The sequence below is a fragment of the Lichenifustis flavocetrariae genome (genome assembly GCF_026130545.1).
Taxonomy (GTDB): domain Bacteria; phylum Pseudomonadota; class Alphaproteobacteria; order Rhizobiales; family Beijerinckiaceae; genus Lichenihabitans; species Lichenihabitans flavocetrariae.
On the sequence record NZ_JAMOIM010000006.1, the window covers coordinates 141,914 to 166,837 of the forward strand.

Annotated in this window: 20 protein-coding genes and 1 tRNA gene; 10 read left to right on the forward strand and 11 right to left on the reverse strand. The window is 64.9% G+C overall.

Going from position 1 to position 24,924, the window contains the following annotated elements; all coding sequences use genetic code 11:
• Window positions 1–146: 146 nt before the first annotated feature.
• A complete protein-coding gene (locus M8523_RS11290; protein ID WP_282584967.1) occupies window positions 147–551 on the forward strand; it encodes a host attachment family protein in 405 nt (134 codons plus the stop codon).
• 241 nt (window positions 552–792) lie between these two features.
• Here M8523_RS11290 and M8523_RS11295 read toward each other — a convergent pair.
• Both M8523_RS11295 and M8523_RS11300 read right to left on the reverse strand, forming a co-directional pair.
• Window positions 793–868, reverse strand: a tRNA-Lys gene (locus M8523_RS11295).
• Between the two features lie 106 nt (window positions 869–974).
• Window positions 975–2,534, reverse strand: coding sequence for a 2-isopropylmalate synthase (locus tag M8523_RS11300; RefSeq protein WP_282584968.1), 1,560 nt, complete (start codon window positions 2,532–2,534; stop codon window positions 975–977).
• A gap of 392 nt (window positions 2,535–2,926) precedes the next feature.
• Between M8523_RS11300 and M8523_RS11305 the strand changes: the two genes are divergently transcribed.
• Both M8523_RS11305 and M8523_RS11310 read left to right on the forward strand, forming a co-directional pair.
• Complete coding sequence (locus M8523_RS11305) at window positions 2,927–3,436, forward strand: NUDIX domain-containing protein (protein ID WP_428350320.1); 510 nt, start codon at window positions 2,927–2,929, stop codon at window positions 3,434–3,436.
• Between the two features lie 63 nt (window positions 3,437–3,499).
• A complete protein-coding gene (locus M8523_RS11310; RefSeq protein ID WP_282584969.1) occupies window positions 3,500–4,177 on the forward strand; it encodes a DedA family protein in 678 nt (225 codons plus the stop codon).
• Window positions 4,178–4,359: 182 nt separating this feature from the next.
• On the opposite strand, the gene M8523_RS11315 is transcribed toward M8523_RS11310, so the two are convergent.
• On the reverse strand, window positions 4,360–5,361 hold the full coding sequence (locus tag M8523_RS11315) for an alpha/beta hydrolase (RefSeq protein ID WP_282584970.1): 1,002 nt from the start codon (window positions 5,359–5,361) through the stop codon (window positions 4,360–4,362).
• Between the two features lie 197 nt (window positions 5,362–5,558).
• Here M8523_RS11315 and M8523_RS11320 point away from each other — a divergent pair, with 197 nt between their 5' ends.
• A complete protein-coding gene (locus M8523_RS11320) occupies window positions 5,559–6,677 on the forward strand; it encodes an OpgC family protein (RefSeq protein ID WP_282584971.1) in 1,119 nt (372 codons plus the stop codon).
• A gap of 51 nt (window positions 6,678–6,728) precedes the next feature.
• On the opposite strand, the gene M8523_RS11325 is transcribed toward M8523_RS11320, so the two are convergent.
• The 5 genes from M8523_RS11325 to M8523_RS11345 form a co-directional block, all read right to left on the reverse strand.
• Window positions 6,729–7,721 (reverse strand): ABC transporter ATP-binding protein, encoded by a 993-nt coding sequence (locus M8523_RS11325; RefSeq protein ID WP_282584972.1) that lies wholly within the window; start codon window positions 7,719–7,721, stop codon window positions 6,729–6,731.
• Between the two features lie 109 nt (window positions 7,722–7,830).
• The gene (locus tag M8523_RS11330) at window positions 7,831–8,841 is read right to left on the reverse strand and encodes an ABC transporter ATP-binding protein (protein ID WP_282584973.1); all 1,011 of its coding nucleotides are present in this window, start codon (window positions 8,839–8,841) and stop codon (window positions 7,831–7,833) included.
• A complete protein-coding gene (locus M8523_RS11335) occupies window positions 8,834–9,811 on the reverse strand; it encodes an ABC transporter permease (protein ID WP_282584974.1) in 978 nt (325 codons plus the stop codon). The genes M8523_RS11330 and M8523_RS11335 overlap by 8 nt, the downstream gene beginning before the upstream one ends.
• Window positions 9,811–10,854 carry an ABC transporter permease gene (locus tag M8523_RS11340; RefSeq protein ID WP_282584975.1) on the reverse strand — a complete coding sequence of 348 codons (1,044 nt, stop codon included), beginning with the start codon at window positions 10,852–10,854 and terminating at the stop codon, window positions 9,811–9,813. Before M8523_RS11340 ends, M8523_RS11335 begins: the two co-directional genes overlap by 1 nt.
• Before the next feature lie 10 nt (window positions 10,855–10,864).
• Complete coding sequence (locus M8523_RS11345) at window positions 10,865–12,550, reverse strand: ABC transporter substrate-binding protein (protein WP_282584976.1); 1,686 nt, start codon at window positions 12,548–12,550, stop codon at window positions 10,865–10,867.
• A 292-nt stretch (window positions 12,551–12,842) separates the two neighbouring features.
• On the opposite strand from M8523_RS11345, the gene rpsT reads away from it, so the two are divergent.
• The gene (rpsT, locus tag M8523_RS11350) at window positions 12,843–13,124 is read left to right on the forward strand and encodes a 30S ribosomal protein S20 (RefSeq protein ID WP_282584977.1); all 282 of its coding nucleotides are present in this window, start codon (window positions 12,843–12,845) and stop codon (window positions 13,122–13,124) included.
• 200 nt (window positions 13,125–13,324) lie between these two features.
• Window positions 13,325–15,937, forward strand: coding sequence for a PAS domain-containing protein (locus tag M8523_RS11355; RefSeq protein WP_282584978.1), 2,613 nt, complete (start codon window positions 13,325–13,327; stop codon window positions 15,935–15,937).
• 79 nt (window positions 15,938–16,016) lie between these two features.
• Here M8523_RS11355 and M8523_RS11360 read toward each other — a convergent pair whose 3' ends face one another.
• The 3 genes from M8523_RS11360 to M8523_RS11370 form a co-directional block, all read right to left on the reverse strand.
• A complete protein-coding gene (locus M8523_RS11360) occupies window positions 16,017–16,448 on the reverse strand; it encodes a hypothetical protein (RefSeq protein WP_282584979.1) in 432 nt (143 codons plus the stop codon).
• A gap of 135 nt (window positions 16,449–16,583) precedes the next feature.
• On the reverse strand, window positions 16,584–17,765 hold the full coding sequence (locus M8523_RS11365) for a GNAT family N-acetyltransferase (protein ID WP_282584980.1): 1,182 nt from the start codon (window positions 17,763–17,765) through the stop codon (window positions 16,584–16,586).
• A gap of 12 nt (window positions 17,766–17,777) precedes the next feature.
• Window positions 17,778–18,722: a hypothetical protein gene (locus M8523_RS11370; RefSeq protein ID WP_282584981.1), complete on the reverse strand. Its 945-nt coding sequence runs from the start codon at window positions 18,720–18,722 to the stop codon at window positions 17,778–17,780.
• A gap of 252 nt (window positions 18,723–18,974) precedes the next feature.
• Here M8523_RS11370 and M8523_RS11375 point away from each other — a divergent pair, with 252 nt between their 5' ends.
• The 4 genes from M8523_RS11375 (at window position 18,975) to M8523_RS11390 (ending at window position 24,851) form a co-directional block, all read left to right on the forward strand.
• On the forward strand, window positions 18,975–20,084 hold the full coding sequence (locus tag M8523_RS11375; RefSeq protein ID WP_282584982.1) for an endo-1,4-beta-xylanase: 1,110 nt from the start codon (window positions 18,975–18,977) through the stop codon (window positions 20,082–20,084).
• 149 nt (window positions 20,085–20,233) lie between these two features.
• Entirely contained in the window at window positions 20,234–22,492 is a 2,259-nt protein-coding gene (locus M8523_RS11380; RefSeq protein WP_282584983.1) for a GumC family protein, read from the forward strand.
• Window positions 22,489–23,778: a VpsF family polysaccharide biosynthesis protein gene (locus M8523_RS11385; protein WP_282584984.1), complete on the forward strand. Its 1,290-nt coding sequence runs from the start codon at window positions 22,489–22,491 to the stop codon at window positions 23,776–23,778. Before M8523_RS11380 ends, M8523_RS11385 begins: the two co-directional genes overlap by 4 nt.
• Window positions 23,775–24,851 carry a glycosyltransferase gene (locus tag M8523_RS11390; RefSeq protein WP_282584985.1) on the forward strand — a complete coding sequence of 359 codons (1,077 nt, stop codon included), beginning with the start codon at window positions 23,775–23,777 and terminating at the stop codon, window positions 24,849–24,851. Before M8523_RS11385 ends, M8523_RS11390 begins: the two co-directional genes overlap by 4 nt.
• Window positions 24,852–24,924: the final 73 nt, after the last annotated feature.

Sequence of the window (24,924 nt, forward strand, 5' to 3'; positions counted from 1 at the left end):
CAGAATCCTTGCAAAGTGCCTCTCGTCATCGGGCGGGTTTTCAGTTTCGGGGAAACCTGAGTGTGGTCGCACCTTCCTGGCTTGGTCTCGCGTTGAAGTCCGTTCCCTGAGCGGCGATCCGGCGCTCATGCACACAGGATTTCGCGATGATACTTTCCAATGGCACCACCGTGGCCGTTCTCGATGGTGAGAAGGTCAAGCTCTTCCGCAATACGGGTCATGAAGACAGTCCAAAGCTGACCGCGCTTCCCGACCCGACCGTTGAACAGGACAATCACGGGTCGGGCGCCGGGCATCACAGCAGTTCGGCCAATCCCGATCACGGTCAGCTCGAAGAGGACAGCCATTCCGCCGGCGTCGCCGCCATGCTCAACAAGGCCACCATCTCTGGCGAGATCAAGCAGCTCGTGGTGATCGCCTCGCCGCGTGCCCTTGGCGAGTTGCGAAAACATTATGGAAAGCAGCTCTCCGGCGTACTGGCCAAGGAGATCGACAAGGATCTCACGGGACATTCCGTTTCGGACATCGAGAAAGCCATAGCGGCCGCATAGCCCGTCTGGCCTGGGCCGCGAGGGCGTCCATCGAGGTAGCGGATGAACGACTGACCGCGTACCAATTCTCTCCCTTTGTCCTGGCCGAGCTTCGGTCGATCAAGGGCGCGTCTTTGGAGGCGGTCTGTGTACGTGATGAGCGGAGACCAGCATTTTGGTCTCGCTTCTCTCGTATTTCCCGACTTGGATCCCGTGACACGGGGAAATGCTTGGCGTCGAAGCTAAGTCTTAAATTTCGCGATGGTGGGCGCACAAGGGCTCGAACCTTGGACCCGCTGATTAAGAGTCAGCTGCTCTACCAACTGAGCTATGCGCCCATCGCGGTCGGTGCCATGCACCGTCGGTGAGGGGCGTTTAGCCCACCGCACCCGGGATGTCCAGCATGGCCGGGCAAAAAATGCCGGCCATGTGGAAAAGAGAGGCTTAGCCGGCGACGGCCGCGACCGCCTTTTGGCGGCCCGACAGCTTATTCAGGGCCGCCACATAGGCGCGGGCGCAGGCTACAAGCGTGTCGGGATCGGTGCCACGCGCCGTCACCGATCGGTTCTCGTGCTTGAGGCGTACCGAGACTTCTGCCTGCGCGTCCGTGCCGCCCGTCACGGCGTGGATCTGGAAGAGGTCGAGATCCGCCTCGTGCGGCACGATCGACCTGATAGTTCCGAAGATCGCGTCGACCGGCCCGTTGCCGGTGCCTTGGCGCGTGTGGTGGACGCCTTCGACGTCGAGCGTCAAGGTCGCGCTCTGCGCCATGGTGCCGGCGATCACGGTCAGGGCGACGAGCTTGATGTGGTCATGCGCGTGGACCATCTCCTCGTCGACCAGGGACACCAGATCCTCGTCGTAGACGTGTTTCTTGCGGTCCGCCAAATCCTTGAAACGCTTGAATGCGTCCTGCAAGGCGTTGTCGCCCAATTCATAGCCGAGTTCGCGCAGCTTTTCCTTGAACGCATGGCGGCCCGAATGCTTGCCCATGACCAGCGAGGTCTTGCTGACCCCGACGCTTTCGGGCGTCATGATCTCGTAGGTCGAGGCATTCTTCAGCATACCGTCCTGATGAATGCCGCTTTCATGCGCGAAAGCGTTCCGGCCCACGATGGCCTTGTTGTATTGCACCGGGAAAGCCGTGACGGCCGACACCTGCTTCGAGGCGCGGGTGAGCCAGGTGGAATCGATCCCTGTCGCATAGGGCAGGCCGTCGCCGCGCGTCTTGATCGCCATCACGACTTCTTCCAGCGCGGCGTTGCCGGCGCGCTCGCCGATGCCGTTGATGGTGCATTCGATCTGTCGCGCGCCGCCCTCGAGCCCCGCCAGGGAGTTCGCGACCGCAAGGCCCAGGTCATTGTGGCAATGAACCGAGAAGATGGCCTTGTCGGCCTGCGGCACGCGCTCACGCACTTGGCTGAACATCGCGCGATATTCATCCGGCAGCGCATAACCGACCGTGTCGGGCAGGTTGATCGTGGTGGCGCCGGCCCGGATCGCCGCCTCGACGCAGCGACACAGATAGTCGATCGGCGTCCGGGTGGCGTCCATGGCCGACCACTCGACATCATCGACGAGGCCGCGCGCCTGGGTCACGGTGCGGCTGATGATGTCGAGCACCTCATCTTCCGACTTGCGCATCTGGTGCGCCAGGTGAATGGGCGAAGTGGACACGAATGTGTGGATGCGCGGGCGCTTGGCATGGCGGACGGCGGCACCCGCGCGGGCAATGTCGGCCTCGATGGCACGGGCGAGACCCGCCACGGTGGCGCGTTTCGTCTGACGGGCGATTTCGGAGACGGCCTCGAAGTCACCTTCGGACGCGATTGGGAATCCCGCCTCGATGATGTCGACGCCCATGTCGTCGAGCATGACGGCCGTGCTGAGCTTATCCTCGAACGTCATGGTGGCGCCGGGACATTGCTCGCCGTCGCGCAAGGTGGTGTCGAAGATGACGACACGATTCGAACTGCTGGATGCGGTGGTGGATGATGATGACATGGAAGAAGGACCTTAGAAACGGCCCATGAGAGGGCCTTGCTGACCGAAGCTTGAGGCAAACCCCTGAGCGCCCAGGCCGAAGCCCAGCCGGCTCTCAGGGGCGGCTAAGAAGGAGGTCAGCGGGTCGCGCAACGGCAAGCGCGAAAGACGCGCCGTGTTCCATTGCATCAAAGGGGGCCTGTGCCGCCACTGTCAAACCCTTGTCGAGCGTAAGACGCCCGTGCGTGTCTCATACCGCCGGCGGCCCCGATTGGCAACCGGCGCGTTGCGGGCCTCTAAACTCGAGGTGAACGTTTCGCTCGGGGTTTCTCGGCGAGGCTTCCTGGCCTGCATCAAACCCGGAGGGATGAATTCGGCTTGGCGTGCGGGCGTCTCGGGATCATGTTCGCAGGATGTCGCATCCACGCACCGGCCGACCTTCGGGCCGCTTTCAGCTTCCAGCCTGGCTGACGCCCGCGGTCACTCGCTCGATCCATTTCGGCGCCCGGTGGATGCGCCCGCTCACCCTGGGGGTGAGGGCCGCGATCTTCGATGAGGCCGGCCGGGTCTTCCTGGTCAAGCACTCCTACGTCCGTGGCTGGCATCTGCCGGGCGGCGGCGTCGAGCCGGGCGAGACCGCGGGCGACGCGCTCCGGCGCGAGGTTCGGGAAGAGACCGGCCTGGAGATCACAGGAGAGCCTGCCTTGCACGGCGTGTTCTTCAACCGGCGCGTGTCACGGCGCGATCACGTGCTGGTCTATGCGGTGCGGAAATTCAGTATGAAGGAGACGGCGGCGGGCGGTCTCGAAATCGTCGATCGCGGCTTCTTTCCGCCGTCGGCCCTGCCGGCCGATGCGACGCGGGCGACGCGGGCTCGGCTCGATGAACTGGTGCACGGCACTCCGCTCGATCCCGACTGGTAGTCCCGCGTGCCGTGACGAGACCGCCTGTCGGCGCCGCTTTCCTGTCGCCTCGGAGGCATTTCGATGGCACAAGCGGCGCAGTGCAAGGGACGGAGTGGACGCCCGGTGTTGGAATCGATCATCGCGGGGCTGGCGTCGGTCATCACGGCCTTCATCAGTGCAACGGGGCACGTCGGGGTCGCGATCCTGATGGCCATCGAATCTGCCTGCATTCCGCTGCCCTCGGAAATCATCATGCCGTTCGCCGGCTATCTGGCCTCCACGGGCCGGTTCAGCCTCTGGGCGCTGGCGACCGCGGGCGCGATCGGCTGCAACATCGGCTCGGCCGTCGCCTATGAAATCGGCGCACGCGGCGGCCGGCCGGCCGTCGAGCGCTGGGGCCGGAGGGTGTTGATCACGCGCGGCGACATCGATTGGACCGAGCAATTCTTTCGCCGCTTCGGCGGCATCACGGTCTTCGTGTGCCGGCTTCTGCCGGTGGTTCGAACCTTCATCGCGCTGCCGGCCGGCATCGCCCGCATGCCGCTCCTGCCGTTTCACCTCTACACGTTCGTGGGCTCGTGGATCTGGTGTTACCTGCTGGCCTGGATCGGTGCCAGCCTCGGCGACCAATGGGACAAGAACCCGGAACTGCGGTCGACCTTCCATAGGTTCGACGCCGTCATCGTGGCCCTCATCCTCATCGCGGGTGGTTGGTTCGTCTGGCATCGGCTGGGCGCCTTGCGCCGCGAGACGCGCTGAGAGCTGCGCCGAACAGGAACCACGGACCGCCGCGTTTGCATCGAAGCACGCGAAGGGTGATCGGTCGAGCCGAGGCATGAACCGCCAGAACAGGTCCTCTTGATTGCTTCGCTACACTCGCAAGGTCGGCCACGGCCGATCGCTGCATCGAAGCACTGGTTCGGCGAAGGCAGAAAGATCCGTTAAGCCGGCGGCTGGATCATATTGTGATCGATGAATTGCAGCGCGTCACCGAGGGAGGATTTCCAGCAATCCCAATTGTGATCGCCGTCCGTCACCCGGAAATCGATCATCCGGCCATCCATCCGCATCGTCTCGAAAAACGCGATCGCTCCGCGCCAGAGCAGGTGACTGTCGTCGTCCCCTACCGTGAGATAGATGCTCGGCAGGTTCTTCTTGCTCTCGACGGCGCGTTCGAGAAGCGTGAACACGTTGGCGGCATTGAAGCGACGGGCATCGAACGGCGTCCCGAAAGCACCCCCGAAATGGGCCCCGTCGGGTGGCAGCACGATCCCGGTCGTCACCGTATCGTTGTCGGTCTTCTGGAAATAGGCTCCACGCATGATTTCGAGATCGCGGGACGTCTTGTCGACGGCCGCCGACGGGATGTTCTGCCAGATGGCCGGCGAGAGGGCCGCGATGGCACCGTAGCGCGCGGGCTCCGACAGCCCGAGGCGTAGCGCCCCGAACCCGCCCATGGACAGCCCGGCGATGGCCCGATGCGAGCGGTCACGTCCGACTGGAAAAGCCGATTCGACCGCCTGTTCAAGATCGTGGGAGATCGCGGTCGCGTAATTGCCTGGGCCCTTCACGTCCCCCGAATCGACGTACCAGGAATTGCCGGCGCTCGGCATGACGATGAGCAGTGGTTTGATGTCGTTGTCACCGATCATCTTGTCGACGGTGGTGCGCAAGCGCCCGAGACGGTCCCAGTCGGTGGCGGCGCCATTCAGCCCATGCAGCAAATACAAGACTGGCCAGCCCCCCTTGGGCGCATCGCCGGCCGGCAAGTAGACTTGCGCGGTCTGCTCCTGCCCCAGTGCGGGAGACGCGTAGCGGAACGTCTGGATGGTTCCGGCCCAAACCGGCGCCAATCCGAAGACAAGCGCGACCAAAACGGCGGAAATCCGAAACAGGCCACGCAAATAGAGAGTCATCGAGAAGCGTCGTCCCAGTTCAGCCATTGTTGCGATCCAGGCTCCTTTCCGAGCCGTCGGCGAACAGATGAAGCCTGCAGAGTCACCCGTTTCAACCTGATCACGAATTTGTTAACCCTGAATTAGGGCAGGCGTTTGTTGACCGCACGTGCAAGCTTCAAAAGCATCGAATCTTGCAAGCTGCATGACAGTGGTAGCTTGCCGTTGATCCCAGAGACCCTCGCATGAGTCGCCCCGGCCGTCGTGATAGCATCGATTTTTGGCGGGGGTTGGTCCTTTCCTTCATTTTCATTAATCACATTCCAGGCAATCTCTTCGAGATCCTCACGCCGAAGAATTATGGCTTTTCCGATTCGGCGGAGGCCTTCGTGTTTTTGTCGGGTGTGTCGCTCGCTTTTGCCTACGCGAACCGTTTCGCCGACGGACGGGCTGCCCAGGTCATTCAGAGCCTCAGTTGGCGCGTCGGCAAGCTCTACGGAATTCATATTTTCCTGTCGATCGCCGCTATCGCGATCTTTGCCACGGGCGCGACCCTGGGCCAGGACGACGGGCTGATGAACGTCCACGGCCGCGAGCTCTTCGCCGATGACCCCTGGGCCGCTTTGGCGGGGCTCCTGTCGCTCGGCCATCAGCTCGGCTATTTCAACATCCTGCCGCTCTACATCGTGCTGATCGCGCTGCTGACCGTCCAACTGTCGATCGCCCGGATCGCCGGACCCTGGCCGATGTTGGCGGCCGCCTTCGCGCTCTATGCGGCGGCACGCCTGTTCGGATGGAATATTCCGACCTGGCCCATGCGGGGCACTTGGTTCTTCAATCCGCTCACCTGGCAATTCCTGATGGCCACCGGCCTCGCGAGCGTGATCCTCTTGCGCGGCGTAGCGCGGCCCGCGAACCCGCCATTGCTCGTCGCAGCCGCCCTTGTTCTCTTCGGTGGCGCCCTCAGCGTCACGGATGGGCTGTCATTGCTGCCCGGGCTGCAGGATTGGACGCGTGGCTGGGCAGACCTCGATAAGACATCTCTCGGACTCGGGCGCCTGGTACATTTCGCAGCGCTGGCCTACCTGCTCTACGGCCTCGGTGTCGCGGCCTGGTTCAAAAAATGGCCGATCTATGCGCCGCTGTGCCTGTTGGGGCGCAACAGCCTGACGGTCTTCGCCATCCTGTCGCTTCTCGCGGGCGTCGGTCAGGTCTTCACCACTATCCTCGGCCATACGGCGGCGCTCGACATGCTGTTGATCGGGAGCGGACTCGCGATCCTGCTCGGCGCCGCGTGGCTCTCGGAAGCCTGGTCTCTGCCGGAGGCGTTCGATCGTGCACGCCTGCGCGTCGGCCACCGCTGACCGGTTTTCGCAACGGTCAATTCAGGTGGATCGATCTCGGCCGGTCCAGCTTCAGACCAAGGGATAGTGGCACGCGGCCAACTGGCCCCCCGTCATCGGGCGCAGCAGGGGTGGTTCGACCCGGCAGCGGTCCTGGGCCTTCGGACAGCGGGTGTGGAAGCGGCAGCCAGGCGGCGGCTTGAGCGGGCTCGGCACATCGCCGCGAAGAATGATACGCTCGCGCCTCGCTCCGCTCACATCCGGGACCGGGACGGCTGAAATCAGCGCGCCCGTGTAGGGATGGGCCGGTTGGGCGAAGATCGTGTCGGTCGACCCCGTCTCGACCACGGCCCCGAGATACATGACGGCGGTGCGGCGTGACATCTGCCGGATGACGCTGAGGTCATGGGCGATGAACACATAGGTGATCCCGAGCCGGTCCTGCAGGTCCATGAACAGATTGACGATCTGCGCCTGGACCGAGACATCGAGGGCCGAGACCGATTCGTCCGCCACCACAAGCGCGGGGTTCAGCGCGAGTGCGCGGGCGATGCCGATGCGCTGGCGCTGGCCGCCCGAGAATTCATGCGGGTAGCGGTCGAGGTGGTCGGCCTGCAGACCGACCAGGTCCATCAGTTCCACGAGACGGGCGCGGATCTCGGCCCGGCTGTGCGCTTTCCCGTCCGGTCCGGGATGCACCTTCAGGGGCTCGGCCACGAGGTCGCCAACCCGGCGGCGCGGGTTGAGCGAGGAAGCAGGGTCCTGAAACACCATCTGCATGCGAGGGCGCAAGGGACGTAAAGCCCGATTGCCGGTCGCCGTGATGTCGCGGCCTTCGAACAGCACCGTCCCGCCGGTCGGCCGGTAGAGGCGCATGAGGCAGCGGCCGAGGGTCGACTTGCCGCAACCGGATTCCCCGACGAGGCCCAGCGTCTCGCCGCGTTGCACCGTTAGCGACACATCATCGACCGCACGCAACACCTGCGGCCCGCCGGGCGAGAAGCGGCCGCCCAGCTTGAAATGCATGCTGAGGTTCTTGGCCTCGATGAGCGGGGCCGAGGTCATGGGCCGAGCCTCGCTGCCGTACATATGGAAGCCGGACTATCCCTTCTCCCCGCGAGCGGGGCGAAGGAAACACGGCGATTTTCGTCGCGGTCAAAAGGGAAGCACGCATTCATGGGCGCTGTACCCCGACCGGCTCGAGCAGCGCCTCCGCCCGGTAACACGCGATATCCTGCTGCTCTTTGCGGAACAGCGGAGGATCGATGCCGCAGGGCTCGTAGCGGTAGGCGCAGCGGGGGGAGAAGCGGCAGCCGGGCGGTCGGTTGGCCGGGGAGGGCGGGGCGCCCGGGATCGCGATGAGCCGATGCGGCCGGACGCCATGCATGGGTGGGATGGAGCGGAGCAGACCCTCGGTATAGGGGTGGCCCGGATGCATGAAGACGGGCTCTTTCGGGCCTTCCTCGACGATGCGCCCTGCATACATGACCATCACCCGATCGGCGACTTCCGCCACGACGCCCATGTCATGGGTGACGAGGATCACGGCCGAGCCGTGGTTGCGCTGCAATTGCTCGATCAGCCGCAGGATCTGAGCTTGCACGGTCACGTCGAGCGCGGTGGTGGGCTCGTCGGCGATCAGCAGCGAGGGGTCGCAGGAGAGCGCCATGGCGATCATGGCCCGCTGCCGCATCCCACCCGACAGCTGGTGCGGGTAGCGGTCGACCTGCACCTCGGGCGAGGGCATGCCCATCTCGGCGAGCAGCTCGATGGCGCGGGTGCGGGCCTGTTTTTTGGTCAGCTTGCGATGCGCACGCAGCTGCTCGGCGATCTGCCAGCCGATCGTGTAGACGGGCGTCATGGCGCTCATCGGGTCCTGGAAGATCATGGCGATCTCGTTGCCCCGCACGGCCTGCAGCTTGTGGCGCGAGAGGCCCACGAGTTCGCGGCCCTTGTAGCGGATCGAGCCGGTCAGGATCGCGTTCGGGTCGGTGATGAGGCCCATCACGGCGAGCGAGGTCAGCGACTTGCCGGATCCGGATTCACCGACGAGCGACACGAGTTCGCCGGGCCGGATCGCGAACGACACCTTGTCGACCGCCGTGATGAGCCCGTGCTCGGTGCGGAACGAGACCGTCAGGCTGTCGACGCTCAGCAGCGGTTCGGAAGGCGTCCGGTCAAGCACGGCTGGTCCTCACGCGTGGGTCGAGGGTGGCGTAGAGGATGTCGACGACCGCATTGGCACCGACCACGAAGACGGACGCATACATCACGGCCGCCATGATCATCGGGAGATCGAGGTTGCCGAAGGCGTTGAAGGTGAGGAAGCCCACGCCCTGCAGGCCGAAGACATATTCGACGAGCAGCGTGCCGCCGCCGACAAGCGCCCCGAAGTCGAGCCCGAATAGAGACACGAAGGTGACGAGCGACGTGCGCAGCGCGTGGCGGATGAGAATACGCCGTTCGCTCAGGCCCTTGGCGCGCGCCGTACGGATGAAGTCCTCCTGGTAGGCCTCGACGAGGCTCGCGCGCAGCACCCGGCCATAGAGTCCGATGTAGAGGATCGCCAGCGTGATCCACGGCACGACCAGGGCCTTGAACCAGCCCCACGGGTCCTGCGTCAGCGGCACATAACCGAGCGCCGGCACCCAGGAGAACAGCCAGGTGTCATGGTAGCGGCTCTGCGTGATGAGGTTCGCGACCTCGCCGACCCAGAAGACCGGCATGGAGACGCCGATGAGGCCGAGCACCATCAGGGTCTTGTCGACCCAGGTGCCCCGCATCATGGCCGCCGTAACGCCGATCAGGATCGACACCACCACCCAGAGCACCGCCGCGCCGAGCAGCAGCGAAAAGGTGATCGGCAGGGCCTCCAGGATCGAGGGGATGACCTTCTGGCCACGATTGACGAAAGAGGTGAGGTCGCCGGTGATGAACAGGCGCTTCATCAGCAGCAGATACTGCACCCATATGGGCTGGTCGAAGCCGAAATCGTGACGCACCGCGGCGAGCACCTCGGGCGAAGCGTTGCGGCCCGCGATGCGGGCGGCTGGATCGGCTCCGGGCGTCACGAAGAAGATGAGGAACACCAGGACCGAGATGCCGGCCATGACGAACAGCATCTCACCGAGGCGGCGGAGGAGGATGAAGCCCATCAGTCTTTCACGCGGAGCTTGGCCCGGGGATCGAGCGCGTCGCGCACGCCGTCGCCGAAGACATTCAGGGCCACGACGGTGATCACCACCGCGATACCGGGCAGCACGGCCACGAGCGGACGCGTGTAGAGCAGGCCCTGGCCGTCCTCGATGATCGTGCCCCACGAAGCGGCCGGGGATTGCACGCCGATCGACAGGAAGGACAGGGAGGATTCGGTGATCATGTTGAGCGCCATGGTGAGCGGCGCGAAGACGATGAGGGTCGAGGCCACATTGGGCAGGATGTCGACCACGAGGATGCGGCGCTGCGGCACGCCGAGGCCGATGGCGGCAAGCACGAACTCGCTGCGCTTCAGCTGGAGAACTTGCCCGCGGATCGGCCGCGCCACGTAAGGGATGAAAATGAGGCCGATGATCAGGATCGGCAGCAGCAAGCTGTCCGACGAGATCGTGATCGGGCCGATGACGAGGCCGTGCGAGATGGTGACGATCGAGAGCGAGATCGCGAGGAGGAAGACCGGAAAGGCCCACATGATGTCGAGCAGGCGCGACAGCACGATGTCGACCCAACCGCCGAAGAAGCCCGCCACGATGCCGACAAGGCCGGCCAGCACCAGAGTCAGCACGGTCGAGGAGCCGGCGATGAGCAGCGAGTTTTGGCCGCCGTAAAGCAGGCGCGCCATCACGTCCCGGCCCTGCGTGTCGGCGCCGAAGAAATAGGCGCCCGTATAGGTCGGGCCGATCGGTGTCGTGCCGAGGCCGAGCCCCTCCGTCTCGGCCTGCATTACGGCGACGTCCTCGCCGTTGACCGTAATGGTGCCGCTCAGGTTGGAACTGAACGGGTCGGTCTTCGACACGTAGGTCGCATAGAGTGGCGCCATCAAGCAGACGACGACAATCAGGACAAGAACACCGAGCGCCGTCATGGCGGCCTTGTCCTGGCGGAGCTTGCGGAAGGCGGTGGCCCAGGGGCCGCGACTGACCTGGACCCGCCCGGGTGCCGCCGCCGCGGGAGGCGCGACGGCTTCGGTGATGAGGGTCACGGGATCGGCTTTACTTCACCCAGGCTTGTGAAAACAGCATGTGGAAGCTGTCGTTGAACATGAAGTTGCCGACTCGCGTCGAGATGACGTCGACGCGCTTGGGCTGGAAGAGGGCGGCGGCCGGAGCCGCATCCGTGATCTCCTTGTCGATCTTCGCCCACATGACGTCGGCCGCCTTCGGGTCGGTCACGGCTGTCGCCAGGGCCTGCTTCATGTCGCCGTCGACCTTCTTGTCGCACCACCCCGAGATGTTGATCGAGGAATCCGAAGCCGGGTGGAACGAGTCGCAGCCGTAGAGCACGTTCAGGAAGTCCGACGGAGCGGGATAGTCAGCGTACCAATCGGTCACGCTGATCTGAACATTGTTGTTGGTGTTCTGGATGTAGGTGAATTGGATGTTGTGCGAGACCGTCTTGAGGCTCGCGTCATAGCCGAGGTCGCGCAGCACGCCCTGCATATAGGTCGCGATGGATTTCGGGATCGCCTTGTCGTCGCCGATCAGCGTCACCTTCTGGCCTTTGGTGCCGGATTCCTCGATGAGTTGCTTGGCCTTCTCCATATCGGGCGCGGTCCATTTTGTGCCCGGGCTCTTGGTGAAGGGGCAATAGGGCTCATAGCCCGCCATGCCGACCGGCAGATGCTGGCAGAGCGGCGCGGCCAGGTTCGGGCCACCGAAGATGCCCACGAGCGCTTTACGGTCCACCGCGTAAGCCACGGCTTGACGCGCCTTCGCGTTGTTGAAGGGCGGCAGGTTCACGTTCATGGGCACATAATAATAGGCCGACAACGTGTGGACCTTCACCTGCTTGGCGTATTTTGTCCCCAGTTCGCCCAGGCGGTCGCTCGGCGGATCGTCGAAGGTCCAGTCCGCCTGTCCGTTGAGCACAGCCGTCAGGCCCGCCTGATCGTCGAGGCCGAAGTTGTAGTCGAATTCATCGATATAACCATCCGGCTGGGCGTCGACGCTGAATTCCTTGAAGTTCGGGTTGCGGACGATCTTCATGCCATGGTCCGGGTCATAGCTTTGGATCATGTACGGCCCGGTGGCGGCGGCCGGTGTCGTGCCGAGATCCTTCGGGGACGTGTCGGCCGGCAGAATCGAGGCATGCGGCACGGCCAGCTTGTCAAAAAATTCAGCATCCGGCGTCGTCAAGTGAAACGTGACCGTATGGGCCTTCTCGTCGCCGATCACGCCGTCCTTGAGCGAACAAGTCGCGCCATCCTTCAGGCACGCCTCGGCGCCCACGATGCCGTTATAGAAGGAGCCCGCCGTCGGGCTCGACACCTTGAAGATGCGCTCGAAGGAGGCGACCACGTCGGCGGTGGTGATCTCCTTGCCGGTCGAGAATTTGAGGCCGGGGCGCAGCTTGAACACATAGGTCTTACCGCCGTCCTCGGGTTTGGGGAGTTCCTCGGCAAGATCGGGCACGATGGTATTGCCGGCCGCGCCGTCCACTTTCTTGAAGGCCAGCAGCCCGTCGTTGGTCATGCTGAGCAATTGCCAGAACTGCAGTTCGTAATTGATCATCGGGTCGATCGTGCCGGCCGAACCATGGGCGTTCAGCTTCATCACGCCGCCGCGGTGCTCTTTCATCAGCGCGTCGCGTGACTCGGCGGCCTGGGCAGAGGACAGCGTTGTGGCCGCCAGCAGCAGCGATGAGGCCAGCGTGGAAAGCCGGCGGGTCTTTGGCTTCATGATCAATCCTTGAGCAACGCGAGCGCGCATGAACGAGCCCTAACACCGGATGCAGCGCCATTCGTCAAGGATGATGCCTCATGGAGCATCGCCGCAGGCTGTCGCGGCGTCAGGGGTAGCCGTTTCAGGCAATGCGCGTGCCAGATGCGGGCTTGCTCGATCGTCAGCCGAGATTGTGTTGACGTCGCCCGGCCAAAACTGGTAGGAGCGCGGCACTCAGGCGTCTTCGGGCGCCTTGTCGTTTTTCGGATGATGGCTGCCGTGCAGCCGACGGCTTCAGGATTTTAGGACGATGGCGAATACCTCCTCGGCAAAAAAGGCCGTGCGCAAGCTCGAACGCCGCACGCGGATCAACCGCATGCGCCGCAGCACGATGCGCACGCAGCTGAGAAAGGCCGAGGAAGCCATTGCGGCGGGTGACGCGACAACCGCCAAGGCCGTTCTGACGGCCACCGAGTCGGTTGTGATGCGTTCGGTTCAAAAAGGTGTGATCCACAAGAACACCGCCTCGCGCACCGTGTCGCGCCTGACCAAGCGGGTCAAGGCACTCGCTGACGTCGCCGCGCAGGCCTAACCGGCAATCGCTGCCAATTGACATGCCCTCGCTCGATGGAGCGAGGGCATTTTGATATCTTGATGTGTAGGGCCACAGCGCGCCGGTGTGCATTTGGCGGGAAGGGTCGTGAGCCGGACACGACTCGGGCTTGACGATCTGCGGTTGAGTCCCTCTTTATCGCTTGAGCCGCACAGGCCCGCAGTTTATCCCCCGGAACCATGACCGAGCTCTCGACATCGCGCGGAGCGAGCACCAAAGCCTCGCTCGAAGCGAGCCGGATCGCAGCTCAATTTGCTGGCGTGGCTGGGAACACGGATCCGTTTGTGGCGGCGGTCCTGGCCACACCCATGCCGATGATCATCACCGATCCTCGCCAACACGACAATCCCGTGGTGTTTGCCAACGACGCATTCTGCAGTTTCACCGGCTATTCGCGCGCCGAGATTCTGGGCCGCAACTGCCGTTTGCTTCAGGGGGCCGAAACCGACCCGGAAACGGTGGCTCGCATCCGCGCAGCGCTCGGCGAGGCGCGCGAGATCGAAGTCGACATCCGCAACTATCGCAAATCCGGTGAGTCCTTCTGGAATCGTCTGCTCGTAGCGCCCGTCTATGATGCCGATGGCGCTTTGTCCTATTTCGTCGCGAGCCAGGCCGATGTGACGGCGGAGCGGGAGCGACGTGACACTTCCGTACGGCGTGAAGCCGCCCCGAGGGCGGAGCCCGCCGCCTCGCCGCATGAGCAGCGGGAGGATCGCGAGAACGAATTGCGCTTCGCTCTCGAGGCCGGGCGGTTCGGAGCCTGGACGCTCGATCTGACAACCGGAACCCTGAGTGCATCGCCTGCCTTCAAGGAAAATTACGGACGGGACTCGGATAAGCCGTTCACCTTCGCGGATTTGCGCGCGGCCATCCATCCCGAGGATTGCGGCCGCGTCGACGCGGCCCTGGCCGAGAGCATGACCCAGGGCGGCGACTACAACATCGACCATCGTTGTATCGCCCCGGCAGGCGATATCCGATGGGTTGGAATGCGGGGGCGCCCGATCTACGCCGCCGATCGCCGGCCGCTGCGGATGAGCGGTGTGTCGATCGACCTCACCGAGCAGAAGCGGGCCGATCGTTTGCGGCAGGCCCTGGTCGAACTCGGGGGCTTGTTTCGCAACAGCCAGGACCCGGGAGAGCTGTCCTTCGCGGCCGGGCAGGTGTTGGGCATGACGCTCGGCGTCACGCGGGCAGGGTTTGGCGAGGTGGACGCGGCGACGGACACCATCGTCGTCCTTCGGGATTGGACGGCCCCATTCGTCGCCACGCTGGCCGGAGCCGCGCATCTTCGCGACTACGGGTCTTTCGTCGACGATCTGAAGCGGGGTGACACCGTCGTTGTGTCCAATGCGGCGATCGATCCGCGGACGGCCGGCTCCGCAACCTCTCTCGAGGCCGCTGCGGTGCAGGCCATGATCAATGTGCCGATCATCGAACAGGGTCGCCTCGTTGCCCTGACGTTCGTCAACAATGCCGTGCCGCGGATCTGGCACGACGACGAGGTCCGGTTCGTACAGGAAGTGGCGGAGCGGACGCGCGCCGCCGCCGAACGCCGCCGCGCCGAGCAGAACCTGGCCAACCTCGCGGCGTCGCTGGAGCAGCAGGTCGCGCAGCGCACCCACGAATTGTTGAACGCCGAAGAGGCCCTGCGGCAATCGCAGAAGATGGAAGCGATCGGCCAGCTGACCGGCGGCGTCGCCCATGACTTCAACAATCTGCTGACCGTCATCCGGTCCTCCGTCGATCTCATGCGACGGCCCAATCTTTCGGAGGAGCGACGTCGCCGCTACATCGATGCCATCGCGGATACGGTCAACCGGGCCGCCAAGCTCACCGGGCAGCTCCTGGCCTTCGCGCGCCGTCAAGCGCTCAAGCCGGAAGCGTTCGACCTCCGCGAACGCCTGGCCGGCATCGCCGACATGCTGGATGCGGTGACGGGCGCCCGTATCCGGGTGATCACGCAACTGCCAGACGAGGCATGTTTCGTGCGCGCCGACATCAGCCAGTTTGAAACGGCGCTCGTCAACATGGCCGTCAATGCCCGGGATGCGATGGATGGCGAAGGCGCCCTCACGCTGCGTCTCGTCCAGACGGACGCCATGCCGGCCATTCGCGGTCATGCGGGAACGACCGGCCGCTTCGCGGCGGTGTCGATCACCGATACGGGCGAGGGGATCGCCACTGGCGATCTCGTCCGGATCTTCGAGCCTTTTTTCACCACCAAGGGCATTGGCAAGGGAACGGGTCTCGGGCTCAGTCAGGTGTTTGGCTTCGCCAAACAGTCTGGCGGCGATGTCGACGTCATGAGCGAGGCGGGCCGCGGCGCCACTTTCACGCTCTACTTGCCGCAAATCGAGTTGGTCGACCCCGAGAAGACCGAGGGGCTGGCCAGACCCGGCTTGGCGCCGGGCGGCGGGGGGCGGCGGGTCCTGCTGGTTGAGGACAATGTCGAGGTCGGACGCTTCTCGACCCAGGTGCTGCAGGATTTGGGTTACAAGACGATCTGGGCCATGACAGCCGCCGATGCTCTCAGCAAACTCGACGGCGGAACGATTGTCGATGTCGTGTTCTCGGATGTCGTCATGCCGGGAATGAGTGGGATCGAAATGGCCAAGCAGATCCGCAACAGCCATCCGGACCTGCCCGTCGTGCTGACCAGCGGGTACAGTCATGTGCTCGCCGAAGAGGGGGCACACGGTTTCGAGCTGCTGCACAAGCCGTATTCGGCCGAGCAACTCTCCACTATCCTTCGCCGCGCGACGGCGGGGAGGCGATCGAGGAGCGACTAGGAGACAGTCGCGATGACGTGGCTCGCGACCGACATCGAAGCGGTCGCACCCAATCCGCCCCTCGTTTAGTCGGGAGAGGCTATCTGCAGACCCGACGGGTCCTGTAATCGACGACTTGCCCATCTTCATCGTAGACCGGCCGTCTCACGAGGTGGCACACCGGTTCGTCGTCGGCTTCGGCATCATAGGCGGCGGGAGGCGGCCCGTAACGGGGTGGCGGTGGCGGTGGCGGTGGCGGGTCATAGCCAGGCGGCGGCGGATACGCAGGCGCGGCTTGCCCCTGGCTACCCAGAATGGCACCCCCCACCAGACCGCCGATAACGCCGGCCCCGATGGCCGCCCCGACGCCGCTGTGATGCTTTTTCTTCTGGGGCTGTGGCGGCTGTCCCTGTCCCTGCGGTCCAGGCGGCGGGCCACGGCCTTCTTGGGCCATGACCGGGGCCGCCGTTACGGTGAGAAGAGCGGCGGCGACAGCGGCGTGGACGCTTGATCGTAAAGTCGAACGGAACATGCCGACGTTCCTCCTCCGGCGCATGTGATTATGAGACTCGCACTTTCGCAGGTCGGTGCGGTCAAGTCACCTGCCGATCGTCAAGGCCAAGCGCCACGGGGTTGTCACTATGCCATGCACGGCACTCGTCAACCCTCAGTGCGACACAGTCTCGGGTTTCGTCCCCCTGACACTCTGCACCAGCCGGCGAAGTCTGTCGTTTTGTCGCGCCCAGGCACGCCATCGTGTCGAGGTGGCCGAAGCCCACCCACGCATCGATAGCGCCTGATGCAGCTCGCACATGGCCAGAGGCGTGACGCCGATCCTGCGTTTGTAACTGTAGTCGCCGATGGTGAAGTCGAAGGCCCGAAACCCCTCGGCATGCAGCATTTTCATGGTGCGCTCGATCACCATCCGGCCGGGTGAGAAATTCTTCCATTGCGGGCCGGGCGTCGCCAGCCGCGTCATGGCGTAGTGCGTGCCGTCGGTGAGGCCGAGAAGCGCCGCCACGACCTCGTCGCCGATCGTCAGCGCGGTGAGAATGGCCGTGCCGTCGCGCAACCCCTCGGTGACGATCGCGCGATAGAAGCTGCGCGCCGGTTCGGCGTCGAGAGCGTAGGGCAGGCCGAGTTCGGCGATGCGTTCCCGTTGCAACCGTTCGAGTTCGGCGTAGACGCGCTCCGCCTCGTGCCCCGCAGCGTAGCGACGGAACGTGGCCCCGGGATGTTTCTCGAACACGCGCGCCGAGCGTTCCAATTCCTTCCGGAAGGTGCGTTCAAGCCCCCAGTGCCACTCGTCCCATGTACCCGGAACGTGGAGAATGTTGCCGATGAACTTGGACGGACTGGCGCCCGGCAGCGTCGCCAGCGGATTGGCCCGGCTGTCGACCGTCAGCGGCATCTTCTCGAAGCGAAGCAGGTCGGCCCGGGGGAGCGCTTGACGAAGCGCGGCCCAGAGTTCGTTCGGATCGAGACCGTCCGGGAAGCGCCGTCCAAGGGCTGGCGCATTGTAATCCGTCAGACCGCAGTCCGCGAAGGCGATGACATGGCGGCCGCCCTCGCGCAGGCGAACGAGTCCGAGCCCGAGAACGTCGGTGCCTGTCAGCGCCTCCTGCAGGATCACGATGAGGGGCGTGATGTCGGGGCCCGCGCAATGGCGGTACCAAGCCCGCAGCCAGGCGGTGCGCTGGAACGGCAGCGCGTCGGCATGGGCCGTGAGGCGCTCCCACCGCGCTTCGACGGAGGTCCAATCATCGAACGCCGCCGCGGTAAGGGCCACGCCGCCGCGCCGTGCCTCAGCCGGAAGGGCTTGGCCGAGGGAGGCTTCGGTGCTGTTCATCCTCCGGCCCGCCTATTCGGCCGCCTGCCGCGGCAGTTCGATGATGACCCCGGGACGCGCGCGGTCGAGCATGAAGGTCGACGGCTTGCGGGGCTTGTTCTCGCGCTTGACCCAGGGTGTGTTCTTCAGGGCTTTTTGGAACACGGCCTTGGCCCAGAAACCCGGCCCGGACGTGGCGCGGCTCTGCGGTGCGAGTCCCAACTTGTGGCGCATGATGCCGTTCGCCACCGTCACCATATGGCTGCGCCGGATCTCGTCGGTGAAATATTCCATCGTCATCGACACGTTGAGGCAGTCGTGGTTGTCGACCCGATGGGGGGCGTTGAGCGGCCAGTGCAGCATCTGGCCGGGTTCGAGGTCATAGACGGTCGCGTGCTCGTCGTACCAGGGCTGATAAGGCATGTTCACCTCCACGCCCGATAGCGCGATGCCCTCGACATGTTCGGGACGAATGAAGGGCGGCGCGGTCGGGTAGACGTAGACCCGCTTGACGCCCCGCATCTGCCACAGGCATTGGCCCGGCAGATCGGCATGGTAGAGGGTCCGCGAGCCCGGTGAGGAAATCAGAATGCCGATCTTCTCCCCGTACATGCCGTAGTCGGGCATGTGGGCTCGCAATTCGGCGAAGATGGCATCGCGGAGCGCGGCGTAACGCGGATCGACGGCGCCCACGTCGCGCAGGTTGATCCAGATGCGCGACCGCGCGACGGCCTCGATGGCTTCGATCCCGGGCATGCCGCCGAGTTCGCCCTCACGCCAGGAGCCCCGCTCCGTGCCCTGCTCACCCCATTGCACGAGGCTGTAGCCGTCGCGTGGATAATGATCGATGAGGGCTCCGAGTGCCTCGTTGGAGAAGAGCTCCGAGCGGTCGAGTCGATGCGACAGGCGCAGGGGCGTCTGGCCCCAGAGGTCGACGTGACGGGGCTCGAAACTGGTAAAGATGGGGTCGGTCGGCATGAGCGAAGTTTTCCGCGGAGAGAACAGGCGCAAAGGCCGTTGTGGCCGCAAATTATTCAAAGGGAGGAAACGGCGGAGGCCTTTTCCCCGGAGTGGTCAGAGGAGCGTGAATCGGTCCGCGATCATTTTACGATTGTGGGGTCGCGACCCGCGCCGGCGGTCGAGCCCGGCATGCCCTTTGCTGCCTGCCGACCTAAGCGCCGACCAGTCCCGCTTCGGGACGGCCGACCCCGCCACTAGGAGGAAGGGCCCATGTCTCTTTCCACGCGCCGCGCCGTTCTGAGCGGGCTTGCCGCCACTGCCGCGCTGCCATGCGTTGCGCCAAGCCACGCCGCAACGACGCTGCCCGCGGCAGCGAGCCTGCGCGAGCATGCGGCACGGGCCGGATTGGTCTATGGCGCGGCCATCACGGCCGAGAACTGGACGATGCCGGAGCTAAGGACGCTCTACGAGCGGGAGACGCGGCTCATCACCACCGACCTCGACCTTAAATTCGCGTCGCTGCGGCCGTCGCGCGAAGTTTTCGCGTTCGAGCCTGCGGATACGCTCATCGGATGGGCGCGGCGCAAGGATCTAAAGGTGCGCGGCCATACCCTGATCTGGAACGAATACAATGGCGACTGGCTCAACCGCTGCTCGGCGCGCGAAGTGGAGCGGATCTTCGACGAACATATCGACACGGTCGTCAGCCGTTATGCCGGCCGGATTCATTACTGGGATGTCGTCAACGAACCCTTCTGGCCGGATCACGGCAAGCCGGGCGGATATCGACAGGGACCCTGGTACAATGCGCTCGGACCTGGTTACATTCCGCGCGCCTTGAAGCGGGTGCGGGCGATCGATCCGCACGTCAAGATCTGCATCAACGAAGCCCACTGCGAGCTGGAAAACAGCTGGGGCAACGGCATCCGACCGTGCCTCGCGCGGCTCGTGACCACGCTCAGGCATGACGGGGTCCCGCTCGATGCCGTCGGACTGCAGGGCCATCTCCAGCCAAGCCTGCCGCATGACGACGCGCATTTCGTGGCGTTTCTGCGGGATCTCGCCGCGACGGGCGTCGACCTGCACATCACCGAATTCGACGTGAACGACGTCGGTTTTCCGGAGGCCATTGCGACGCGGGACGCGATGGCCGCGGCACGCGCGACCGCCTTCCTCGATGCGGTGCTGGCGGTTCCGGCCGTGAAGATGCTGGTGACGTGGGAACTGCAGGACAATTGCAGCTTCTACTACCGTGACGTGCTGGCGAAAGACCCGACCGCGACCCGGATGCCGCGTCCCCTCCCGTTCGATGAAGCAGGGCGGCGAAAACCCCTGTGGACCGCCATGGCGGCGGCTTTCGACAAGCGCGCCGCGAGCTAGAGGCCCGGCTTCACTTTCCCCGCAGCGCTTAAGCTTTTGTAAGACATGTTTGTTAAGGCTTGCGTCATGGATGTTCGGGCGCAGCAGCCTGTCCCACTGGCGCGGTCGGCTTCGGCCGGCTCCAGAGCCGAACCAGGATATGTCGCACCATGCGCGTCGCGAAGGGATCTGCCGAACGTGTCGCCGACCCCGTGGGTGAGGACGGTGCCTTCGTGGCGGCCGATAGCCTTCTTGCTGGCTCGCACGACCGGCGGCGCGGTGATCTCGGCGACATTCTCGGCATCGTGCGGACCCGTTGGCTGACGGTCGTGGCCGTGACCCTCGTGGTCCTCGGCCTCGCGCTCGCCTATCTCGCGGTCGCGCCGCGCCTCTACACCGGGGTGGCTTCGATCCTGATCGATGCCCGCAGCCGCCAGCCGGTGGGTGACGGCAGCGCCGCCAGCCTGAATTCCTATCCCGATGCCATCCTGGTGGAGAGCCAGGTCCGGTTGATCTCGTCCGACTCCGTGTTGCGGCGTGTCGTGACGGGCGAGAAGCTCGCCACGGACGACGAGTTCGTGTCGACAGCACCGGGGCTTCGCACACGCCTCATGGCTGCCCTCGGTTTGGGGGGGCAGTCCGACACGAAGCGCGAGGACCCGATCGCCCGCGCGGTCGGCGCGCTGGCGGATCGTATCGCGGTAAAACGGTCGGAGCGGACCTATATCGCGGATATCGAGGTCAAGTCGCACGATCCTGCAAAAGCCGCCCGCCTCGCCAACGCGGTGGCGAATGCGTATTTTGCCGATCAGCAAGCGGCCCGCAACGAGGCGGCGAGCCGCGACAGTGACTGGATCCTGTCGCAGGTCAAAGAGATGCAGGCGGGACTGCAAGCGGCCGAAACACGGGCCGAGACCTACCGGCGTGAGCACGGTATCATCGATGTCAACGGCAAGATGCTGAACGAACAGGATCTGTCCGAGGCGGCCACCGGCCTTGTCCAGGCGCGCACCAAGGCTGCCGACGCCAAATCGCGGTTCGATCAGATCGAGCGCGTCATCGCATCGGGACGCGCCGCCGATACCCTACCTGACGCCTTGAAGTCGCCGGCCATCGACAAGCTGCGCTCCCAATACGCGGAGATCAGCCGCCAGCAAGCCACGTTGCGGCAAACCCTCGGGGCCCGCCATCCGGCCCTGCTCGAATCGGACCAGCAATTGCGGGACGTCCGCCGCCTGATCGCCGAGGAACTCCGGCGCATCGAAGCGGGGCTTGCCAACGAATATCAGACCGCCCAAGCCAATGTCGGGATGTTGGAGAGCCAGGTGCAGGGTCTCAAGGCCGTCACCGCAACCTCCAACGAGGACCGCGTCAAACTCGACGAGTTGCAGCGCGACGTCGAAGCCCGCCGGGCCGTCTACGATCGCTTCCTGCGGGCGCGCGACACCGTCAAGGAACAGGCGGCCGACGCACCCATCGGCCGGCTGATCGCGCCTGCCAATACGCCCACTTCGGCCTCTTCGCCCAAAACCCTCGCGGTGCTGGCGCTGGCGGGCATCACCGGGGTTCTCTTGGGGGTCGGCATTGCTCTGGTGGCCGAGACGCTGACCAAACGGCGCGCGCTCCCGGCCGTGCGGGAGCCTGCCTCAGGACCGGATCGGGCCGCGACGGCACCCGTCTCGGACCTCGTCATGATCGGGGTGGTGCCGTCGCCGTTCGGCGTGCACGAGCCTGTGGAAAGCCGTCCCTGGCTTGTCGACCGCCTGCGCACCTTGTGGCCGACCGCGGGAACGATGCCTGGAGAGGAGGCCGATCCGGCTTTCCTGGCAGCCATCGCGGCTTTGCCGATCGATTTTCGGCGGGACGACAGCCTGCACGGGATCGCCTCGATCGTCGTCACCTCGGAACCTGGCAACGAGGCCCGCACAGCTCTTGCGCTTGGCATCGCGGCCCGGGCCGCAGAACTGAACCTGCGGGCGATCGTCGTCGATGCCGACAACGGGCGGACGCTCCTGCGCGACCTCATCGAGCCGGGCGCCCAGGCCGACCTCATCGATCTTAGCGGACACACCCGCATCTGCTACCGCAGCGCGACCGCGTCGGGAGAGTCGATCGGGCTGGTCCCGAGGCTCGCCGATGAGGCGCGCGTCACGGAGCGGATGCGCGACCTCGACGGTGTCCGCCACATCGAAGGGTTGCGCGGTCATTTCGACGTGATCGTGTTCGACGGTCCGCCTCTGCCGGAGACCGGACGCCTGCGGGAGGTCGCGATCTCGGCGCACCAGATGCTCATCGTAGCGGCGCCCGGGACGGCGCGCGCCGAGTTGGAGGCCGCGGTCGATCGCTTGAACCTGCCAGGCCCGCTCGCCGTCACGGCCGTGGTGGCGTCGCCGATCATCCTGCGCGACCCGGCGAGCGCGGCCGCGTGACGTCGTGGCCCATTTCCGGCTGGCCGGCGGCCGCGACGCTGGCCGGCATCCTGCTGACGCTGCTCGTCCCGCCGGGGCTTCTCGACATCCTCGGGCTGGGCTACTCGACGCCGATTGGCGCCCCTTGGGAAAAGGTGCATCCCGGAAGCGATCTCATTCTGCTCGGTCTTGCGGGGGCCGCACTGCAAAGCGGGACACCGCTCGCATGGGTGAGGAGCGCGATCGGCAGGTTTCCCGGCATGGTGGTGTTCCTGGCCACCACGACGTTCCTGATTGTCTATATCATCACTGTCCAGCAAGCGCCCTTCACGCCGCTGATCGATACGTTTCTCGTGCCGGCCCTCCTTCTCCCTGTCCTGGTGGATCTCGACGAGAACTGGAAGGATCGGCTCGAAGCCCTCTTGCACGGGTTTGTGGCCATCAATGCGGTCCTGGGGATCGTCGAATATGTCAGCGGCTGGCGGCTCATCCCTCTTGAAATCGCGGACGGCTCAGGCGTGACCGAGGCCGAGACCAGGGCGGTGGGCTTCCTGGGCCATCCTCTGGCCAGCGCCGCGATGGCGGGCCTTTATGCCGTGGTCCTCATGACGGGTGGCGGTCGGCGGTTGCCGGAAGGCTGGCGGCTGCCGGCACTCGGCCTGCAACTCGTCGCTCTGGCGGCGTTCGGGGGCCGCACCGCCTTGGTCATGACCTTGCTGTGCCTCGCCGTGACGTCGTTCGTCTGGACCCTGCGCTTTCTGGCTGGGCGACAGATCGACATCCGTGTGGCTGGCCTGGCGCTGCTGGTCGTCCCACTCGCGGTGGCCGCCTTGGCGGCCTTGGCGAATTCGGGGTTCTTCGACGTGATCCTCGACCGGTTCGTCGACGACAATGGCAGCGCCAAGGCGCGCGGCATCATCTTCGACCTCTTCGCCTTCATGTCCTGGCAGGACCTTCTCTTCGGCCCGGCCCGGGACTACCTCGATTCGCTGCAACACCTGCTCGGTATCGAGGTGGGCATCGAGAGCTTCTGGCTTGGATTCCTGTTCTTCTACGGCGTCTTCCCCTCGTTCATATTCTTCGTGGGCCTCGCGGGCTTCACGGCCGAGATCATGCGCCGCACCCGGCCGCTGGCCTGGGTGTCCCTCGCCTTCTTCATCAGCATCATCTCGACCTCGATCAGCCTTTCCGCGAAAACCACCATGTTGGGCCAATTCGTGACCGTTCTTCTCATCCTCATGCCACGCGGCGCGGCGCAAGCGACGTGGCGCATGCCGGATGTCCAGCGCGGCTGGGCTGTGTCGTGAGTGCGCCCGCTCGCATCTATGTCGATGAGACCCATTGCGGCCGGCATGTGACGGGACTGGAGCGGATCACGCTCGAACTCTTTTCAACCGCGGCTTTGGCCCCCTTGCCGATCGTGCCCGTCCGAGCCGGGGGGCGCAAATCCATGATGCTGCGGCAGAACACGGATCTGCCCTGGCGGGCGCTGCGGGACAGGTCGTCGCTGGTCCTCTGCCCGGGCTTTCCGCCCTCGATCCCGCTGATGTTGGCCGGCGGCGATCGGGTCATCCCCTATATCCACGATCTGTTTCTGCTCACGCGGCCGCAAGATTTGAACCGCCGCGCCAAGCTCTACATGGTGACCCCGTTCCGTTTCGCGGTGGAACATGGCCGGCTGTTCCTGGTGAACTCGCAAGCCACCGCCGACGATTTGCGGCGGTTCTGCCGGGCCGATGCCGACATCCTGCTGTATCGACCCCGCGTCCGGAACGTGTTCGACATCGCGGTTGGCGACCGGGTGACGCGGCCCGCCCCGCCCGGGGCATTGAAGCTGATCGCGGTCGGCACCGTGGAGCCCCGCAAGAACCTCGCCGCGGCGGCGGCGATCCTGGCCGCGCTCCGGAACACCAGCCATCCCGGGGCCACGCTCGACATCGTGGGCCGGCCCGGCTGGGGCGTCGACCTCGCGGCTCTTGCGGCACATCCTGGCATTAGGCTGCATGGGTACCAACCCGCCGAGGCGGCCCGTCGGCTGATCGAGGAGGCCGACGCCCTCCTCTCGACTTCGCATGATGAGGGTCTTGGCCTTCCCTTGTTGGAAGCCCAATATACTGGGCTTCCAGTGATCGCCCCGCAAGGGGCCGTGTTCCGTGAAGTCTTGGGCGACAGCGGCCTCCTGGTTGATCCGGCCGACCCTGGCGGAGCCGCGCAGGCGATCAGCCAGGCCCTGGCCGGACCCGATTGGCGTGCCCGCCACGTACGATTCGCGGCCGACAATCTGGCCCGCTGGAACGCTGCCGCCGAGACCGACAGGGCGCGGGTGATTGCTGCGCTGCAAGGCCGCCTTGTGCAATGCGAGGCAAACCGGAAGGGTTAAGGCGGTTTAATAAATTTCTGCTAAACATTCCTGAAAGAATAGTGCCGATTTTCTGACCTTCATCAAAGTCAGA